Annotated in this window: 11 protein-coding genes; 8 read left to right on the top strand and 3 right to left on the bottom strand. The window is 55.4% G+C overall.

Annotated features, from left to right (window positions below; all coding sequences use genetic code 11):
* The first annotated feature begins 43 nt into the window (after window positions 1–43).
* Genes ACXKZG_RS07165 through rcsB form a run of 3 tightly spaced genes read left to right on the top strand, consistent with a single transcriptional unit; the run spans window position 44 to window position 4531 of the window.
* Window positions 44–1198, top strand: coding sequence for an MFS transporter (locus ACXKZG_RS07165; protein WP_013203052.1), 1155 nt, complete (start codon window positions 44–46; stop codon window positions 1196–1198).
* A gap of 20 nt (window positions 1199–1218) precedes the next feature.
* Window positions 1219–3879: a phosphotransferase RcsD gene (rcsD, locus tag ACXKZG_RS07160; protein WP_013203053.1), complete on the top strand. Its 2661-nt coding sequence runs from the start codon at window positions 1219–1221 to the stop codon at window positions 3877–3879.
* A gap of 1 nt (window position 3880) precedes the next feature.
* Complete coding sequence (gene rcsB, locus ACXKZG_RS07155) at window positions 3881–4531, top strand: response regulator transcription factor RcsB (protein WP_013203054.1); 651 nt, start codon at window positions 3881–3883, stop codon at window positions 4529–4531.
* 58 nt (window positions 4532–4589) lie between these two features.
* Here the strand turns inward: rcsB and rcsC are convergent, their stop codons facing one another.
* Complete coding sequence (gene rcsC, locus ACXKZG_RS07150) at window positions 4590–7439, bottom strand: two-component system sensor histidine kinase RcsC (protein WP_105760637.1); 2850 nt, start codon at window positions 7437–7439, stop codon at window positions 4590–4592.
* A 153-nt stretch (window positions 7440–7592) separates the two neighbouring features.
* Window positions 7593–10256: a DNA topoisomerase (ATP-hydrolyzing) subunit A gene (gene gyrA / locus ACXKZG_RS07145; protein ID WP_105760636.1), complete on the bottom strand. Its 2664-nt coding sequence runs from the start codon at window positions 10254–10256 to the stop codon at window positions 7593–7595.
* Between the two features lie 191 nt (window positions 10257–10447).
* On the opposite strand from gyrA, the gene ubiG reads away from it, so the two are divergent.
* The 4 genes from ubiG (at window position 10448) to yfaE (ending at window position 15513) form a co-directional block, all read left to right on the top strand.
* Window positions 10448–11176, top strand: coding sequence for a bifunctional 2-polyprenyl-6-hydroxyphenol methylase/3-demethylubiquinol 3-O-methyltransferase UbiG (gene ubiG, locus ACXKZG_RS07140; RefSeq protein WP_053144243.1), 729 nt, complete (start codon window positions 10448–10450; stop codon window positions 11174–11176).
* A 565-nt stretch (window positions 11177–11741) separates the two neighbouring features.
* Window positions 11742–14027: a class 1a ribonucleoside-diphosphate reductase subunit alpha gene (nrdA, locus tag ACXKZG_RS07135; protein ID WP_013203059.1), complete on the top strand. Its 2286-nt coding sequence runs from the start codon at window positions 11742–11744 to the stop codon at window positions 14025–14027.
* A 93-nt stretch (window positions 14028–14120) separates the two neighbouring features.
* A complete protein-coding gene (gene nrdB / locus ACXKZG_RS07130; RefSeq protein ID WP_013203060.1) occupies window positions 14121–15251 on the top strand; it encodes a class Ia ribonucleoside-diphosphate reductase subunit beta in 1131 nt (376 codons plus the stop codon).
* 1 nt (window position 15252) lies between these two features.
* Window positions 15253–15513, top strand: coding sequence for a class I ribonucleotide reductase maintenance protein YfaE (gene yfaE / locus ACXKZG_RS07125; protein ID WP_488875902.1), 261 nt, complete (start codon window positions 15253–15255; stop codon window positions 15511–15513).
* A 63-nt stretch (window positions 15514–15576) separates the two neighbouring features.
* Here yfaE and ACXKZG_RS07120 read toward each other — a convergent pair whose 3' ends face one another.
* Window positions 15577–16773 (bottom strand): nicotinamide mononucleotide deamidase-related protein YfaY, encoded by a 1197-nt coding sequence (locus ACXKZG_RS07120; protein WP_151036898.1) that lies wholly within the window; start codon window positions 16771–16773, stop codon window positions 15577–15579.
* A 220-nt stretch (window positions 16774–16993) separates the two neighbouring features.
* On the opposite strand from ACXKZG_RS07120, the gene ACXKZG_RS07115 reads away from it, so the two are divergent.
* Window positions 16994–18433: a catalase gene (locus tag ACXKZG_RS07115; RefSeq protein WP_488875901.1), complete on the top strand. Its 1440-nt coding sequence runs from the start codon at window positions 16994–16996 to the stop codon at window positions 18431–18433.

The following is an 18433-nucleotide window of genomic DNA, read 5'->3' as shown; positions in this document are numbered from 1 at the left end:
GGTAAAAAGTAGCGCTAATCGTGGCAGATTTTTAACGGACATTATGACGACACTGGATGCTCGACCGGCCCTTGCCAGCGCAGTGACAACGCAACACGCAACGCGCACCATTTTCTTTATTGCCGGTATCGGCATGTCCGCCTGGGCACCGCTGGTGCCTTATGCCAAGGATCGTGCTCTGCTCAGCGACGGAGCGTTAGGGACCTTGCTGCTGTTCCTTGGGTTGGGTTCACTGATTGCCATGCCGCTGACCGGCATGCTGGTCGGACGGTTTGGCTGTAAGCGCGTGATGGCCATCGCCTGCCTGTTTATTCTGCTGGTGTTGCCGCTGTTAGCGACCCTCGGAACGCCGGTGGGGCTGGGGCTGGCATTGATGGCATTTGGTGCCTCGATTGGCCTGGTCGATGTGGCGATGAATATTCAGGCGGTTGAGGTTGAGAAGGCCTCAGGCAAAGCCATGATGTCCGGCTTCCATGGCTTCTTCAGCGTCGGCGGTATCGCCGGCGCGGGCCTGGTCAGTGCCGGACTGGCGCTGGGGTTGACGCCTCTGCAGGCGGTCGGCGTTATCGCGGCGCTGATCGTGGTGCTGTGGTTGCTGTGCCAGCGCCATTTACTCAGCGGTCGTCTCCATCAGGATGATGCGCCGCTGTTCGTTATGCCGCATGGCTGGGTGCTGTTCCTCGGCATCCTGTGCTTTATTCTGTTTCTGACCGAAGGCGCAGTACTGGACTGGGGCGCGCTGTTCCTCACCCAGACGCGTGACCTGCCCCATTCGCAGGCGGGCCTGGGCTATGCGCTGTTCTCGGTGGCGATGACCATTGGCCGCCTGACGGGCGATCGCATCGTGAATTATGTTGGCCGTTTTCTGACGCTTTTCTGCGGCACATTATGCGCGTCAGTGGGCCTGCTGCTGGCGGTATTTGTCCCCAACACGCTGGTTACGCTGGCCGGATTTTTGTTGGTTGGGTTCGGGGCGTCGAACGCCGTGCCGATTATGTTCAGCGCCGCCGGTAACCAGAAAACCATGCCGGTAAATCTGGCGATATCTTCCATGACAACCATTGGTTATGCAGGTATTCTGGCAGGTCCGGCACTGATCGGATTTATCTCACAGTGGTACAGCCTGGCGACGGCATTTAGCGCCATTGCCATATTGCTGTTAGCCGTGGCCGCAAGTGCCCGGCTGATTACACGTTAACTGGGGTATCACGCTACGCTATGCTGCCATACAAATTTCCACTTACATCAGGAAACGTCACGCGCTTTTTTGTGATGTTTATTTTGGTGCTGTTATTAGCGTCGGGATTTATGATCCACAACGCGGTCAATGCCTGGCTGACCGATAAACGCTATGCGATGGCGGATATTGCCCATGCGATGCAGAAACGCATCGATACCTATCGCTTCGCCACCTGGCAGATTTATGAGAACCTGGCCGCCAATGCCGCCGGTTCACCACCGAACAGTCTGCAGGAAACCCGCCTGCGCCCGGACGTCTACTATCTTGAAAAGACCCGCCGTAAAACCGAAGCGTTAATCTTCGGTTCACACGACAGCAGCACGCTGGATATGACCCAGCGCATGTCCACCTATCTGGATACGCTGTGGGGCGCGGAAAACAGCACCTGGTCGATGTATTTCCTCAACGGCCAGGACAACAGCCTGATCCTCGTCTCCACCCTGCCGTTGAAAGATATGGCCACGCGTTATAAAGAGAGTGCCATCAGCAATATTGTTGATGCGCGCCGCGCGGAGATGTTGCAGCAGGCCAATGCGCTGGACGAACGTGAAAGCTTCTCACCGTTGCGCCGCTTCACCTGGCAGAACGATCACTACTTCACGGTACGCACCACCTTTAATCAGCCGGGGCATCTGGCGACCGTGGTGGCGTTCGATCTGCCGATTAATGATCTGATCCCGGTGAATATGCCGCTGGAGTATTTCCAGCTGAAGCAGGACGCGGCCAGCACCCCGGACAGTGGCGATGCGGATGATGCCACCCACAGCACCAGCGTGACGCTCGCCAATCCAAATATCGAGATTGCCGCTTCGCTGACCAGCACGCCGTTGCAGCTGGTTTATCGCGTGCCGTTGCTCGGTCTGCTGGTCGACACGCTGCACAATCTGATGTGGCCGCTGCTGGCCAACCTCGGACTGCTGCTGCTATCCCTTGCCGGCCTGTTCCTGCTGCGCCAGCAGTCTTTGCGCCCCAGCGAAAACCAAAGCGCCGAGCTGGATTCCCTGCGCATCTTAAACGAAGAGATTGTTGGCAGCCTGCCCGTCGGTCTGCTGGTGTATGATTTTGCCAATAACCGCACCATCATCAGCAACAAAATTGCCGAACATCTGCTGCCACACCTGAATCTGCAGAAAATCATCAACATGTCCGATCAGCATCAGGGTGTGCTGCAGGCGACCGTCAATAACGAAGTTTACGAAATCCGCCACGCCCGCAGCGTGCTGTCGCCGAATACGCAGCTGTTTATGATGCGCGATCAGGATCGCGAACTGCTGGTCAACAAGAAGCTGCAAAAAGCGCAGCAGGTTCTGGATAAAAACCACCAGACGCGCCAGCAGCTGCTGCAAAATCTGGGGCATGCGCTGAACCGCCCTCTGGATAAAGTTATCGCCCATCTGCTGGAAATCAGCGAGGCGCATCCGGCGGAAGATCTGCGCGATACGCTGGAAGAGTCGCAAGCCTTAAGCCGGCTGGTCGACGATATCGTGCTGCTTAACCGGCTGGAAACCCATGACTGGGCGCCGGATTCTGGCTCATTCACGCTGCAAAGCGTGCTGGATGAGCTGGTGACCGAAGCGCTGCCGTCGATTCGTCGTAAAGGGCTGAATCTGGTGGTCAGCAACCGCCTGAACAGCGATGAGAGCCGCTATGGCGACCGTCGGGCGCTGTATAAAATCCTGACCACCCTGCTGCATTATTCGATCACCAGCACCAGCTGGGGCCGCATCAGCATTGAGGTCAGCCATCCTGCCGATCGTCCCGATCGCCTGGCGATAGAAATTGTCGACACCGGCGCGGGCCTGATGGTTGACGAGATGGGCAATACCGATTTCCCGTTCCTCGGCGAAACCAGCCAGGATCGTTTTGGCCAGGCTTCCGGGCTGGCCTTTTTCCTGTGCAAACAGTTGTGTAAGCAGCTGGGTGGGCATCTTGAAATTGTGGCGCGTCCCGATATCGGCACCCGCTACAGCATCCAGATCCACGCCCCGCAGGAACAGCAGCACGATCAGGAAGAGAAGTTGCTGGAAGGCTTAACTACCCTGATTGATATCACGGTAGATGAGGTAAGAAAAATAGTGGTTCATCAACTGGAAAACTGGGGCGCAAGCTGCATTACCCCTGATGAACGCTTTTCGGGCCAGGACCATGATGTGCTGGTCACCGACGATCCGGCACGCTTGACGCCATGGTCGTTACTGCTCACGGATGATGAAACAGGGTTTAGCGCACTGTCACACGATCAATACCGGGTCAATTTTAATATCAGCAGCGCGATGCAGGATGCCCTGCTCCAGCTGATTGAACAACAGCTGGCGCAGGATGAATTAACCGAAGACGTGGGTGACGAGCAGGATACGGCTCAACTTTTTGCTCCCGGTTACTTCCAGCTGTTCGTTGATACAGTACCAGATGATGTGAAGAGACTGTATAATGAGGCGGCGGAAGGGGACATGAGTTCCCTTGCTCAGACTGCGCATCGCCTGAAAGGCGTGTTTGCCATGCTCAATTTGACACCGGGCAAGCAGCTTTGTGAAACGTTAGAACAACACATTACTGAGTGTGACGATTCAAACATTAAAAATACCACCAGTGACATTGACCACTACGTCAATATACTGCTGCAGCAAGGTAACCAATAAAATGAACAACTTGAACGTAATTATTGCCGATGACCATCCGATTGTTCTGTTCGGTATTCGCAAGTCTCTCGAACAGATTGAATGGGTCAACGTAGTTGGTGAGTTCGAAGATTCCACAGCATTGATCAATAGCCTGTCCAAACTGGATGCCAATGTTTTAATCACCGATCTGTCGATGCCTGGCGAAAAATATGGCGACGGCATTACGCTGATTAAGTACATCAAGCGTCATTATCCAGATTTATCTATCATCGTTCTGACCATGAACAACAATCCAGCGATTCTGAGTGCCGTTCTGGACCTCGATATCGAAGGGATTGTTCTGAAACAGGGTGCCCCTACCGATCTGCCAAAAGCGCTGGCCGCTTTGCAGAAAGGCAAAAAGTACACCCCGGACAGCGTGGCAAAACTGCTGGAGAAAATCAGCGCGGGTGGCTACGGCGACAAGCGTCTGTCTCCAAAAGAGAGCGAAGTGTTGCGCCTGTTCGCAGAAGGTTTCCTGGTTACCGAGATTGCCAAGAAGCTGAACCGCAGTATCAAAACCATCAGTAGCCAGAAGAAATCAGCCATGATGAAACTGGGCGTGGAAAACGATATTGCACTGCTGAACTATCTCTCTTCCGTCAGCAGCATGCCGGTTGAGCGCGACTAAGTGACAGACAGTAAAAAGGCGGACTTCGGTCCGCCTTTTTTATTGCCCAAAATCCGCGTTATTCCCTGCCCTTCCTGACCCGCTCCGCGTAGAACGCCAGCGAAGTGTTTAAGGTATCCATGGTCACCGGCTTGGACAGACAGTTATCCATGCCCGCTTCCATACAGCGCTGCTTCTCTTCGGCCAGCGCATTGGCGGTGACGCCCACCACCGGGAAAGTCAGCCCCAGCTGGCGCAAACGCTGCGTCAGACGATAACCGTCCATATTCGGCATGTTCACGTCGGTCAGCACAATATCAATCTCATTACGGCTCAGAACGTTAAGCGCATCCACGCCGTCCTGCGCGGTCTTCACGCGGTAGCCGAGCGATCCCAGCTGATCGGACAGCAGCATCCGGTTGATCGGATGGTCATCGACCACCAGGATCAGGATATCTTCATTGCTGGCGCGCTTATCTTCGATTTCCGGCACGCCTGGCAACGCATCTGGCATCGCCACTTCAACCCGGTAAATGCGGCCCAGCAGCGCCGGCAATTCATGTGGCGTGGTGGTGCCGTACACCCAGCGACCGGCAGCCTGCTCATGCGGCGCACCGTTATAGCTGCCGTCAAAGCGGATCACAGCCCGGAGCGTTTGCTGCGTCTGATAGTCGTAATCGGTGACGATCACATCGTCCGGGCCACAGCAGCCCTCCTGCAACCGTTGCACGGTGATGCCGTGCTCACGCAGCAGCTTTTCGAGGAACGCGGCCAGATCGTCATTACGCAGCTCCAGCCAGCACTGTTTGCCCTGCAACCCGTCGTGCAGCACCGGCGTCATCACCTGGGCGTTATACAGCGGAATGCGCACCACAAACTGGCTGCCCATCCCCGGCTCAGAATCGACCTCAATATCACCGTCCATCATATTGATCAGCTTTTCGCAGATCGCCAGGCCGAGGCCGGTTCCCTGGAAGTTACGCTGCACGCCGTTGCCCACCTGGAAGAACGGGTCGAACAGTCGGGTGATCTCTTTTGCCGGGATGCCCACGCCGGTATCGCGCACCCGGAAGGCGAGATAGCCGTCCTTCACAAACACCTGCAGGATAATGCCGCCGGTATGGGTAAATTTAATGGCGTTGTTGAGCAGGTTGGAAATCACCTGCTGCAGACGCAGCGGATCGCCGTCCAGCGTGACCGGCACATCGCTGTCAATAAAGCACCACAGCGTAAGGCGCTTCTTGACCACCATCGCCAGATAGTTGGAGGAGATATGGGTGATCACTTCGCGCGGGGAGAATTCCCGTGGCTCAATGCGCAGCTGCTCGGACTCGATTTTCGAGAAATCGAGGATATCGCTGATGATCTTCAACAGCAGGCTGGACGAGTTGTTCATCGCCGTGACCAGCGACTCCACGCCCTGCGGCAGGGATTTGGTTTGCAACAGATCGAGGTTACCGATGATGCCGTACAGCGGCGTGCGCAGCTCATGGCTGACCGTGGCCAGGAACATCGACTTGGACTGGCTGGCCTGCTCGGCGGCGTGGGCCATTTCCTGCAGCGACTCTTCCATCTTCACGCGCGCGCTGACGTCCACCAGCACGCAGATCGCCACGTTCTCATTGCGGTAACGTGAATGCACAAAGCTGATTTGCAGGTTGGTATTGCTGCCGGTCAGCACGTCGACAAAGTTAACCTGCTGACCACAGATAATCTCGGTCAGCCGCTGCCGATCTTCCTGGGTCAACATGCTGAGATAGTTATGCGCCAGTTCGTTACTGAGGATATTGGTGCCGTCACTGGTTCGCAGAATACAGATCCCCACCGGCGCCGACGCGACAATCTTGCGGTTAAACTGCTCGTGCTCTTCCAGGCGGTGCGCGTTGTCCTCGGCCGGTAAAAACATGCGGCGTTCAAACAGCCAGGCAAGGGTAAACAGGATAATGGCGCTGATGACGTTCAGCAGAATGGCGTTGATAATCAACACTTTCAGCTTGGCGACCAGCTCGTCGGTCTCGACCGAATAGACCACCGACAGTTCGGAAGGCGTCAGCGTTTTCTTCAGCACCAGCTGTTTGTAGCCGTTGATGTAGCCAAACCAGCTGTGGTCATCCGGCAGATCGTCCAGCGAGACGTTGCCCGCGGTGCGCGAGGTCGACATCAGCCGCTGATTATTGGCATCAATCAGCGTGGCGGTGACCGGGAAACTGCCTGGGGTAATGAAATCGTCCAGACGGATGGTTTGTTCGATGCCCAACAGTGCCGCCATTTTATTGGCCACATAGATCGGGGTAATTAAATAGTAGTAGCCGACGCCCTGCTGCGATGAAGGGGCAATCCACACAATGCTGCTTTTGCGCTCCTCTTCATTACCGTTACGGTATTTGAGAATGCGCTCGTGAAGTGATTTCAACGCCCGTTCGCGGTTTGCCGAGGAGTTACCGACGCCAAAATCCGCCATACACAGGCTTTCGCCGCCAACAAAGAACACCCGGTTCAGCTCATAGGCGGAAGCAAAGTTCTCTTTCCAGTAGTGCAGGAAGTAGCTGAGCGATTCCAGCGAGCTGCGCCAGGTGTTGCTCATCGAGCTACAGTCGGAATCAGAGTACAGCGGATAAAACTGCGGTAGCGCGGTTTTGCCTGGGAATACCCCGTTCAGCACGTCCATGCCGTTGGCCGACGAATTTAGCCGGTTTTCCGCAATGTATTTCAGCTCGCGCGTGACGTCAGAAGAGTGCCGCACATACCACTGCGCCTGCTCAAAGTTAGCGCTCAGCTCCTGACGAACCTGCGACTCTTTCTCATGCAGCACATTAATGATGTAAAAGGTGGTCAGCAGCGCGCCCAGCGTCCAGAGCATCAGTGCCAGCGCCCTGAACAGATAGCGGGAGATCCTTAACGTGGTTCTGAACGAGACAAGATATTTCAAGCGAAACCTATAAGTGGCGACGGGGCTTAAGGAGAAGTCAGATCCCGTTACAGTACCGTCAGAACAGGAAAAAAGCCAGTTGCGGCGGGCGGTCGCAGGCATAAAAAAAGGCCGGTTCACAGAACCGGCCTCAGGCACTAAACGCGATGACGATTATTCGTCCTCATCGCCTTCTGGTGCTTCGTCTTCATTGTCGACGTCTGCTGCATCGTCAACCTCAACTTCCGGGGCGATATCCTCATCCCCTTCTGCTGCGGTGCCGTCAATGCCGTCCAGCTCTTCTTCAGCGACAGGCTCAGCCACGCGCTGCAGGCCGACCACGTTTTCGTCTTCGGCGGTGCGGATCAGAATAACACCCTGGGTGTTACGTCCGACCACACTCACTTCAGAAACGCGGGTACGAACCAGCGTGCCAGCATCGGTGATCATCATGATCTGATCGCTGTCGACAACCTGTACCGCACCGATTACCGGTCCGTTACGCTCGGTCACTTTGATCGAGATAACGCCCTGGGTGGCACGGGACTTGGTTGGGTATTCGCTGGTGCGGGTACGCTTACCGTAACCGTTCTGGGTGACGGTCATGATCGCGCCCTCTTCCTGAGGAACGATCAGCGATACCACGCGGTCGTTTTCGGCCAGCTTGATACCACGCACGCCGGAAGCCGTTCGGCCCATAGCGCGCACCGCGGTCTCTGCGAAGCGAACCACTTTACCCGCTGCGGAGAACAGCATGGCTTCGTCAGCACCGTTGGTCAGCGACACGCCGATCAGTTCATCTTCGTCACGCAGGTTGACGGCAATGATACCGGCGCTGCGTGGACGGCTGAACTCGGTCAGTGCGGTTTTCTTCACGGTACCGCAGGCGGTAGCCATAAAGATGTTCCAGCCTTCCGCGTACTCGCGTACCGGCAGGATCGCAGTGATACGTTCGTTAGCTTCCAGCGGCAGCAGGTTGACGATTGGACGTCCACGCGCACCACGGCTGGCTTCTGGTAACTGATAAACCTTCATCCAGTACAGACGACCCCGGCTTGAGAAGCAGAGGATGGTGTCATGGGTGTTGGCCACCAGCAGGCGGTCAATAAAGTCTTCTTCTTTAATACGCGCGGCAGACTTGCCTTTACCACCACGACGCTGTGCTTCGTAGTCGGTCAGAGGCTGATACTTCACGTAGCCCTGATGAGACAGGGTCACCACAACGTCTTCCTGATTGATCAGGTCTTCGATGTTGATGTCCGCAGTATTGGCGGTGATTTCAGTGCGACGCTTGTCACCGAACTGATCGCGGATCAGTTCAAGCTCTTCGCGGATCACTTCCATCAGACGCTCTGAGCTTTCCAGAATGCGGATCAGTTCAGCGATCTGATCCAGCAACTCTTTGTACTCATCCAGCAGTTTTTCGTGCTCAAGGCCGGTCAGTTTCTGCAGACGCAAATCAAGGATCGCCTGAGCCTGCTGCTCGGTCAGGTAGTATTCGCCGTCACGGATACCGAACTCGTCTTCCAGCCATTCAGGACGCGCAGCATTATCACCCGCACGCTCCAGCATGGCAGCAACGTTACCCAACGCCCATGGACGTGCCACCAGGCCCGCTTTCGCTTCAGCCGGGTTAGCCGCATGGCGGATCAGTTCGATAATCGGATCCAGGTTAGCCAGCGCAATCGCCAGCGCTTCCAGGATGTGCGCACGGTCGCGCGCTTTACGCAGTTCAAAGATGGTACGACGGGTAACCACTTCGCGGCGGTGACGGACGAAGGCTTCCAGAATATCTTTCAGCGGCATAATTTTTGGCTGTCCCTGATGCAGGGCAACCATATTGATACCGAAAGAGGTCTGCAGCTGGGTCAGCGAGTACAGGTTGTTCAGCACAACCTCGCCAACCGCATCACGCTTCACTTCCACGACGATACGCATACCGTCTTTGTCAGATTCATCACGCAGGGCACTGATGCCTTCCAGACGCTTCTCTTTCACCAGTTCAGCGATTTTCTCAATCAGGCGCGCTTTGTTCACCTGGTAAGGAATTTCGTGAATGATGATTGTTTCGCGACCGGTTTTCGCATCGGTTTCGACTTCGCCACGGGCACGGATATAGATCTTGCCGCGACCGGTGCGATAGGCTTCTTCAATCCCACGGCGGCCATTGATAATGGCGGCAGTTGGGAAGTCCGGGCCAGGGATGTGCTCCATCAGCCCTTCAACGGTGATGTTCTCATCGTCGATGTAGGCCAGACAGCCGCTGATAACTTCAGTCAGGTTGTGTGGAGGAATGTTGGTTGCCATACCCACCGCGATTCCTGACGCGCCGTTGATCAGCAGGTTAGGCACGCGGGTTGGCATAACGGCCGGGATCTGCTCGGTGCCGTCATAGTTCGGCACAAAGTCGACGGTCTCTTTTTCCAGATCCGCCAGCAGCTCGTGGGCAATTTTTGACATGCGTACTTCGGTATAACGCATTGCTGCGGCGGAGTCGCCATCAACGGAACCGAAGTTACCCTGACCATCCACCAGCATATAGCGCAGCGAGAACGGCTGTGCCATACGAACGATGGTGTCATACACGGCGCTGTCGCCATGTGGGTGATATTTACCGATAACGTCGCCGACAACACGGGCAGACTTTTTATAAGGTTTGTTCCAGTCATTGCCCAGCACGTTCATGGCGTAGAGCACACGACGGTGTACTGGTTTCAGACCATCGCGAACATCTGGCAATGCACGGCCAACGATGACCGACATGGCATAATCGAGGTAAGAGTTCTTTAACTCTTCTTCAATATTGACCGGTGTGATTTCTCTGGCTAGGTCGCTCATGGAGCCGCTATCCCTCTACGTTATACCCGGATTCAAAGGTGCGAAAGTATATCACCTTTAGCCATGGTGGTGAATGGAAAGCGTCTTTTTGGCTGCTTTAATGCGCCTCAGGCATCGTGAACGCCTGGCGGTGCACATTCCTCTGAGAAAACAGATATACTGCCCGCAAACTTTTCGCGAGTGAGGGACCTATGAAGGCTGAACAAAACGCCACCACGGCTAACGTGGATCATAACGAAATTGCCAAATTTGAAGCAGTGGCTTCCCGTTGGTGGGATCTGGAAGGCGAATTTAAGCCTCTGCATCGCATTAACCCACTGCGTCTGGGCTATATTGCCCAGCACAGCAACGGCCTGTTCGGCAAGAAAGTGCTGGATGTCGGCTGCGGCGGCGGCATTCTGGCCGAAAGCATGGCGCGTGAAGGCGCTGAGGTGGTTGGGCTGGATATGGGCGCGGAACCGTTAGAAATCGCCCGCCTGCACGCGCTGGAAAGCGGCGTGAAGGTCGATTACGTGCAGCAGACCGTAGAAGAGCACGCCGAACAGTTTGCCGGTCAGTACGATGTGGTGACCTGCATGGAGATGCTGGAGCACGTGCCGGATCCGCGTTCAGTGGTTCACGCCTGCGCGAAGCTGGTGAAACCCGGCGGCGAAGTGTTCTTCTCTACCCTTAACCGCAACAGCAAATCCTGGCTGATGGCGATTATCGGCGCGGAGTACGTGCTGCGTATGGTGCCGCGCGGTACGCATGACATTAAGAAGTTTATCCGCCCTGCCGAGCTGTTGAACTGGGTCGACGAAACGCCATTGCGCGAACGTCATATGATTGGTCTGCATTACAATCCGCTGATGAACAGCTTCAAGCTGGCGCCAGGCGTTGACGTTAACTACATGGTGCACACCCACTCTGTCGCCGAATAACCTTCGCCGACGGCCCGCGCAGAGCATGTGGTAAAACTGCTCTGCGCATTTGATCCTTAAGTAAAATTCCCTTCTTCCTTAATCTGCCTGTCATAAGAATTTCTTAGCCTGAGGCTGAGGTCAGATCGTTTTCCTTTTGGACAGCGTTGCCGGTGCAGCGGCAGGATAACCCCGGTTAGCCATGAAAGTTTTTTTTCTAAGGTTATGAAGCGGCGATTTTTCGTCACTTCAGGGCTTTTTGTACGCAAAAAAAACGCCAGGTTTTCGGCGCTGAGCAAGAAACCCGCGCTTGATCAAATTTCTAAAAATTTCTTCAAACTGTTGACATGGCCCCTGGCCCTTGAGAAACGTGGACTTAGGAAATATGCCAGGCTCCGTTCAGTAATTTGTTCCGAAAATCAAGCCTTGTTGAGTGGTGATAAATGACTAAAATACTCACCATATTGTTACTCAATCTTCGTTTACCCCCTATATATAGTGTTTATCCACAGAGTTACTCACATAAGAGCATTCTGTGTATAAACGGGGGATATGTTTGATTTCTCCTTCAAGGATATTACGCGACATGAATCAAAGCCTACTTGTCACCAAACGCGATGGCCGTACCGAACGCATCAACCTCGATAAAATCCACCGCGTGCTTGACTGGGCTGCAGAAGGTCTGCAAAACGTCTCCGTCTCACAAGTAGAACTCCGCTCGCATATCCAGTTTTACGAAGGGATCAGAACCTCTGATATCCACGAAACCGTTATCAAATCCGCTGCTGACCTGATTTCCCGTGACGCGCCGGATTACCAGTACATGGCTGCACGCCTGGCGATCTTCCACCTGCGTAAAAAAGCTTACGGCCAGTTTGAACCGCCGAAGCTGTACGATCAGGTGAAGCGTATGGTCGATATGGGCAAATACGATCGCCACCTGCTGGAAGACTACAGCGCTGAAGAGTTCGAGCAGATGGACGGCTTTATCGACCACTGGCGTGACATGAACTTCTCCTATGCGGCAGTGAAGCAGCTGGAAGGTAAATACCTGGTGCAGAACCGCGTCAGCGGTGACATCTACGAAAGCGCCCAGTTCCTGTATATCCTGGTCGCCGCCTGCCTGTTCTCCGGCTATCCGCGTGATACCCGTCTGGATTACGTCAAGCGTTTCTACGATGCGATCTCGACCTTCAAAATTTCGCTGCCGACGCCAATCATGTCCGGCGTACGTACCCCAACCCGCCAGTTCAGCTCTTGCGTGCTGATCGAGTGCGGCGACAGCCTGGATTCCATCAACGCCACGTCCAGCGCGATCGTGAAATACGTTTCTCAGCGTGCCGGTATCGGCATCAACGCCGGCCGCATTCGTGCGCTGGGCAGCCCGATCCGTGGCGGCGAAGCGTTCCACACCGGCTGTATTCCGTTCTACAAGCACTTCCAGACCGCAGTGAAATCCTGTTCTCAGGGCGGCGTGCGTGGCGGAGCAGCGACGCTGTTCTACCCAATGTGGCACCTGGAAGTGGAAAGCCTGCTGGTGTTGAAAAACAACCGTGGCGTGGAAGGAAACCGCGTTCGTCACATGGACTACGGCGTACAGATCAACAAGCTGATGTACACCCGTCTGCTGAAAGGCGGCGACATCACGCTGTTCAGCCCGTCTGACGTACCAGGCCTGTACGATGCGTTCTTCGCCGATCAGGACGAGTTCGAGCGCCTGTACACCAAATACGAAAACGAGCCGTCGATTCGCAAGCAGCGCGTTAAGGCCGTCGACCTGTTCTCACTGATGATGCAGGAACGTGCTTCGACCGGCCGTATCTATATTCAGAACGTCGATCACTGCAACACCCACAGCCCGTTTGACCCGGCCATCGCCCCGGTTCGCCAGTCGAACCTGTGCCTTGAAATTGCTCTGCCAACCAAGCCGCTGCTGGACGTGAACGACGAAAACGGCGAGATCGCGCTTTGTACGCTGTCTGCCTTCAACCTGGGTGCGATTAACAGCCTGGACGATCTGGAAGAGCTGGCGACCCTTGCGGTCCGTGCGCTGGATGCCCTGCTGGATTATCAGGATTACCCAATTCCTGCGGCACAACGCGGCGCAATGGGCCGTCGTACGCTGGGTATTGGCGTGATCAACTATGCATACTACCTGGCCAAGCATGGCGTGCGTTATTCCGATGGCAGCGCCAACGACCTGACGCACCGCACCTTTGAAGCCATTCAGTTCTACCTGCTGAAAGCGTCAAACGAGCTGGCGAAAGAGCAAGGTGCCTGCCCGTGGTTCAACGAAACCACCTATGCGCAGGGCATCATGCCTATCGACACCTATAAGAAAGACCTGGATGCGATCAGCAGCGAGCCGCTGCACCTGGACTGGGACGGCCTGCGCGAGCAGATCAAGACCCACGGCCTGCGTAACTCCACGCTGTCTGCGCTGATGCCTTCTGAAACCTCTTCGCAGATTTCTAACGCCACCAACGGCATTGAGCCACCGCGCGGTCATATCAGCATTAAAGCGTCGAAAGACGGGATCCTGCGTCAGGTGGTGCCAGAGTACGAGCGTCTGAAGGACAGCTACGAGCTGCTGTGGGACATGCCGAACAACGACGGTTACCTGCAGCTGGTTGGACTGATGCAGAAGTTTATCGACCAGGCGATCTCGTCTAACACCAACTACGATCCAACGCGCTTCGCCAATGGCCGCGTGCCGATGAAGCAGCTGCTGAAAGATCTGCTAACCGCCTACAAGTTCGGCGTGAAAACGCTGTACTACCAGAACACCCGTGACGGTGCGGAAGACACGCAGGAAGATCTGGTGCCATCCATTCAGGATGACGGCTGCGAAAGCGGTGCCTGCAAGATCTAAGCACACTCTGCGGCGCGATGAGTTCAGACATCGCCCGCCACAATCATGTGTCAGGGCCGCGTAGCGCGGCCCGCTCTCACTGGATTACTATTCATGGCTTACACAACGTTCTCGCAAAACAAAAACAACCAGCTGGATGAACCGATGTTCTTCGGTCAGTCGGTTAACGTCGCCCGTTTCGACCAGCAGAAATATGACATCTTTGAAAAGCTGATCGAAAAGCAGCTGTCGTTCTTCTGGCGCCCGGAAGAAGTGGATGTCTCACGCGACCGCATCGATTATCAGGGTCTGCCAGACCATGAAAAACACATCTTCATCAGCAACCTGAAGTATCAGACGCTATTGGATTCGATTCAGGGACGTAGCCCGAACGTGGCGCTGCTGCCGCTGATCTCGATCCCGGAGCTGGAAACCTGGATTGAAACCTGGGCGTTCTCGGAAACCATCCACTCGCGCTCTTACACCCACATTATCCGTAACATCGTTAACGATCCGGCGATTGTGTTCGACGATATCGTCACCAACGAGCAGATCCTGTCGCGCGCCAAAGATATCTCTGGCTACTACGACGATCTGATCGAGATGACCAGCTACTGGCATCTGCTGGGTGAAGGCACGCACCAGGTCAACGGCAAAAGCATCACCATTAACCTGCGCGCGCTGAAAAAGCAGCTGTATATCTGCCTGATGAGCGTCAACGCGCTGGAAGCGATCCGCTTCTACGTCAGCTTTGCCTGTTCATTTGCGTTCGCTGAACGCGAGCTGATGGAAGGTAACGCCAAAATCATCAAGCTGATCGCCCGTGACGAAGCGCTGCACCTGACTGGCACGCAGCATATGCTGAACCTGCTGCGCAGCGGTGAAGACGATCCGGAGATGGCAGAGATTGCCCGTGAATCCCGCCAGGAGTGCTACGACCTGTTCGTGCTGGCCGCGCAGCAAGAGAAAGAGTGGGCAGAATACCTGTTCCGCGACGGCTCGATGATCGGTCTGAACAAAGACATCCTGTGCCAGTACATTGAGTACATCACCAACATCCGCATGCACGCGGTGGGTCTGGATCTGCCGTTCAAGACGCGTTCAAACCCAATCCCATGGATTAACTCCTGGCTGGTGTCTGACAACGTTCAGGTGGCACCGCAGGAAGTGGAAGTGAGCTCTTACCTTGTGGGTCAGATTGACTCCGAAGTGGGCGAAAACGACTTCGACGACTTCCAGCTGTAAGATGGCGGGTTCGATGATTATCCTGCGTGCTTCCGGCACGCAGCTGCATTGTAAGAATGAACACCCTTCGCTGCTGGACGCGCTTGAAGCGCATCAGATCTGCGTGGAATATCAGTGCCGGGAAGGCTATTGCGGCTCCTGCCGTACCCGGCTACTGAAAGGCGAAGTGTGTTATACCGCGAAACCGCTGGCCTTCGTTCAGCATGACGAAATCCTGCCGTGCTGCTGTAAAGCCAACGGCGATATCGAACTAGAGATGTAGCGCGTTATAGCCGGTTATAACGCCTGATACAGGGGGCGAATACCCCGCCCCTTCTGCCTTACATTACCCTTTCAGCGTTTCCACCACATCAATCCAGCCATGACCGGTCGACACTTCCATGCCGTTCATCCAGCGACGCAGCATATTCAGCGCCATCATTGCCACCACATCCTGGCGGGATTTCAGCCCATGGCGGTTGACGTTAAACTTCACGCCCTGCGCCCAGCTGCCTTCCGGCGTATGCAGCGCAAACCCCAGCTTTTCATCCTGTAGCCCACCGACAATCAGTGACAGACTTGCTGCGGATTCGGCGGCCAGCTGTTTGCTGCGCTCAAGCAACGTCTGTAGAGATTCTTCGCGCGCGGGAAGCACGTTGCCGGCCGCTAACGGCGCGTCGACCGACGCCATCTGCCACTGCAACAGTCCGGCGGTGAACTGCTCGCTGATGGCCAGCGTGTAGCCCTTCTCTTTCAGACGACGGGAAAGCTGTGCCGGCAGGCCTTCGAAACCTTCAAAGATCATGCTCTCGCCGGCGATTTCACGCACCTGCTGCCAGAAAACTTCCATCTCTGGCAGTTTGGAGGCCGGGCCGTTCAGCTTCAGCTCAATAATGGGCATCGACGCGCGATACCCCATTACCACACCATCCGGGATCGGCAGCGGCTCGATTTCTTCTGCCAGGTCGCTCTCGCCACGGCCAAAGGTGGTCAGGCGCAGGCACACCGGCGGCTCGGGCAGCTTAAAGCGCGCTTTAAGGCGCGGCAAAATCTGTTCCTCGACCATCACCTTGTATTCGGACGGTACGCCAGGGGTGAAGAACATCCAGCAGCGGTTCAGCTGCATAGCGAAGCCACAGGCGGTGCCCACCGGATTATCCAGCATCTCTGCACCCTCAGGGATTTCGGCCTGCTTGCGGTTGCTGGCTGCCATTTTGCGGCCACGCCCGGCAAAGAAGGCTTCCATCTTCACCAGCCACTCTTCGTGCATCACCAGCTTGACGCCCGCGGCTTTGGCGGCAGCAACCGCGCTCAGGTCGTCACTGGTCGGCCCTAACCCACCGTTAACGATCAGCACATCGGCCACTTTGCTGCGCTCGATCAGCACGTTAACCAGCTCATCAAGATTGTCGCCATGGGTCTGGCGACTGGTCATCGGCAGGCCGTTCTCAAACAGTACGCCAGCCAGCCAGGCCGCATTGGTATCCACAATCTGACCGTGCAGGACTTCATCGCCAGTCGCGAGCATTTCCACTCTTATCATTTTTATCTCCAGTTCGGGCAGCGAACGTTAACTGTATGAACACACCCAGATAAACACAATGCTCTTTTCCAATAAGTTGTGTTTCAGAGATGGCAGCAATAGCCAGAGCCAGATTGTCGGGCAGCGGACGAACGGGGCACAATGGCGCTGATAATAGGAATAGCCGATTGATAACTGTTTTTTGATATTTAAACTAACGTTAACCAGAGAGAGACGCCCGATGAGCAAAAAAGGACTGACCACCGCTGCTGGCGCACCCGTCGCCCATAATAATAATTCGATGACCGCTGGCCGCCGTGGCCCAATGCTGTTACAGGATGTCTGGTTCTTAGAGAAGCTGGCGCATTTTGACCGCGAAGTGATCCCGGAACGCCGCATGCACGCCAAAGGGTCGGGCGCTTACGGCACCTTCACCGTCACCCAGGATATCACCGCCTTCAGCCGGGCAAAAATCTTCGCTGAAGTGGGCAAACAGACCGAGCTGTTTATGCGTTTTTCCACGGTGGCAGGTGAACGCGGCGGTGCCGATGCCGAACGCGATATTCGTGGCTTCTCGTTAAAGTTTTATACCGAAGAAGGCAACTGGGATTTGGTCGGTAACAACACGCCGGTGTTCTACTTACGCGACCCGATGAAATTCCCGGATTTGAACCATGTAGTGAAGCGCGATCCGCGCACCAACCTGCGTAACCCAACCTACAAATGGGATTTCTTCTCCCAGCTTCCTGAATCGCTGCATCAGCTGACCATCGACTTTAGCGACCGTGGCCTGCCGACCTCGTATCGTCATATTCACGGCTTTGGCAGCCATACCTACAGCTTTATTAACGACCAGCAGCAGCGCTTTTGGGTGAAATTCCATATGCGTTGCGAACAGGGTATTCAGAACCTGATGGATGACGAAGCGGCGCTGTTGATTGGTCAGGATCGTGAAAGCTCCCAGCGCGATCTGTTTGACGCGATTGAGCAAGGCAACTTCCCGCGCTGGAAATTCTTTGTGCAGATCATGCCGGAAGATGAAGCTTCGCAGACGCCGTACAACCCTTTCGACCTGACCAAAGTCTGGCCGCATGCCGATTATCCGCTGATTGAAGTGGGTGAATTTGAGCTGAACCGCAACCCGGATAACTACTTTGCCGAAGTGGAACAGGTTGCCATGAGCCCGGCCAACGTGGTGCCAGGCATTGGTTTCTCGCCAGACCGCATGTTGCAGGGCCGTCTGTTCTCCTACGGCGATGCGCACCGCTATCGTCTGGGCGTCAACCACCACCAGATCCCGGTGAATGCGCCCAAATGCCCGTTCCACAATTATCACCGCGATGGCGCGATGCGCGTTGATGGCAATAGCGGCAACGGCGCAACCTATGAGCCAAACAGCTTTAACGTCTTCCAGGAGCAGCCGGATTACAGCGAGCCGCCGTTGTCACTGGAAGGCGCGGCGGATCACTGGAACCATCGCGAAGATGAAGACTATTTCACCCAGCCACGCGCTTTGTTTAATCTGATTGGGGAAGAAGAGCATCAGCGCATGTTTAAACGTATCGCCGGTGAGCTGATCCAGATCCCTGAGTTTATCCAGCAGCGGCAGATTGCCCTGTTCCATCAGGTCGATCCGGCCTACGGCGCGGGCGTTGAGCAGGCGCTTAACGCGCTGAAGTAA

The organism is Erwinia sp. 2186 (assembly GCF_057812255.1).
The sequence above is the reverse complement of the archived record's forward strand: the minus strand, read 5'-3'. Positions and strand labels throughout refer to the sequence as shown.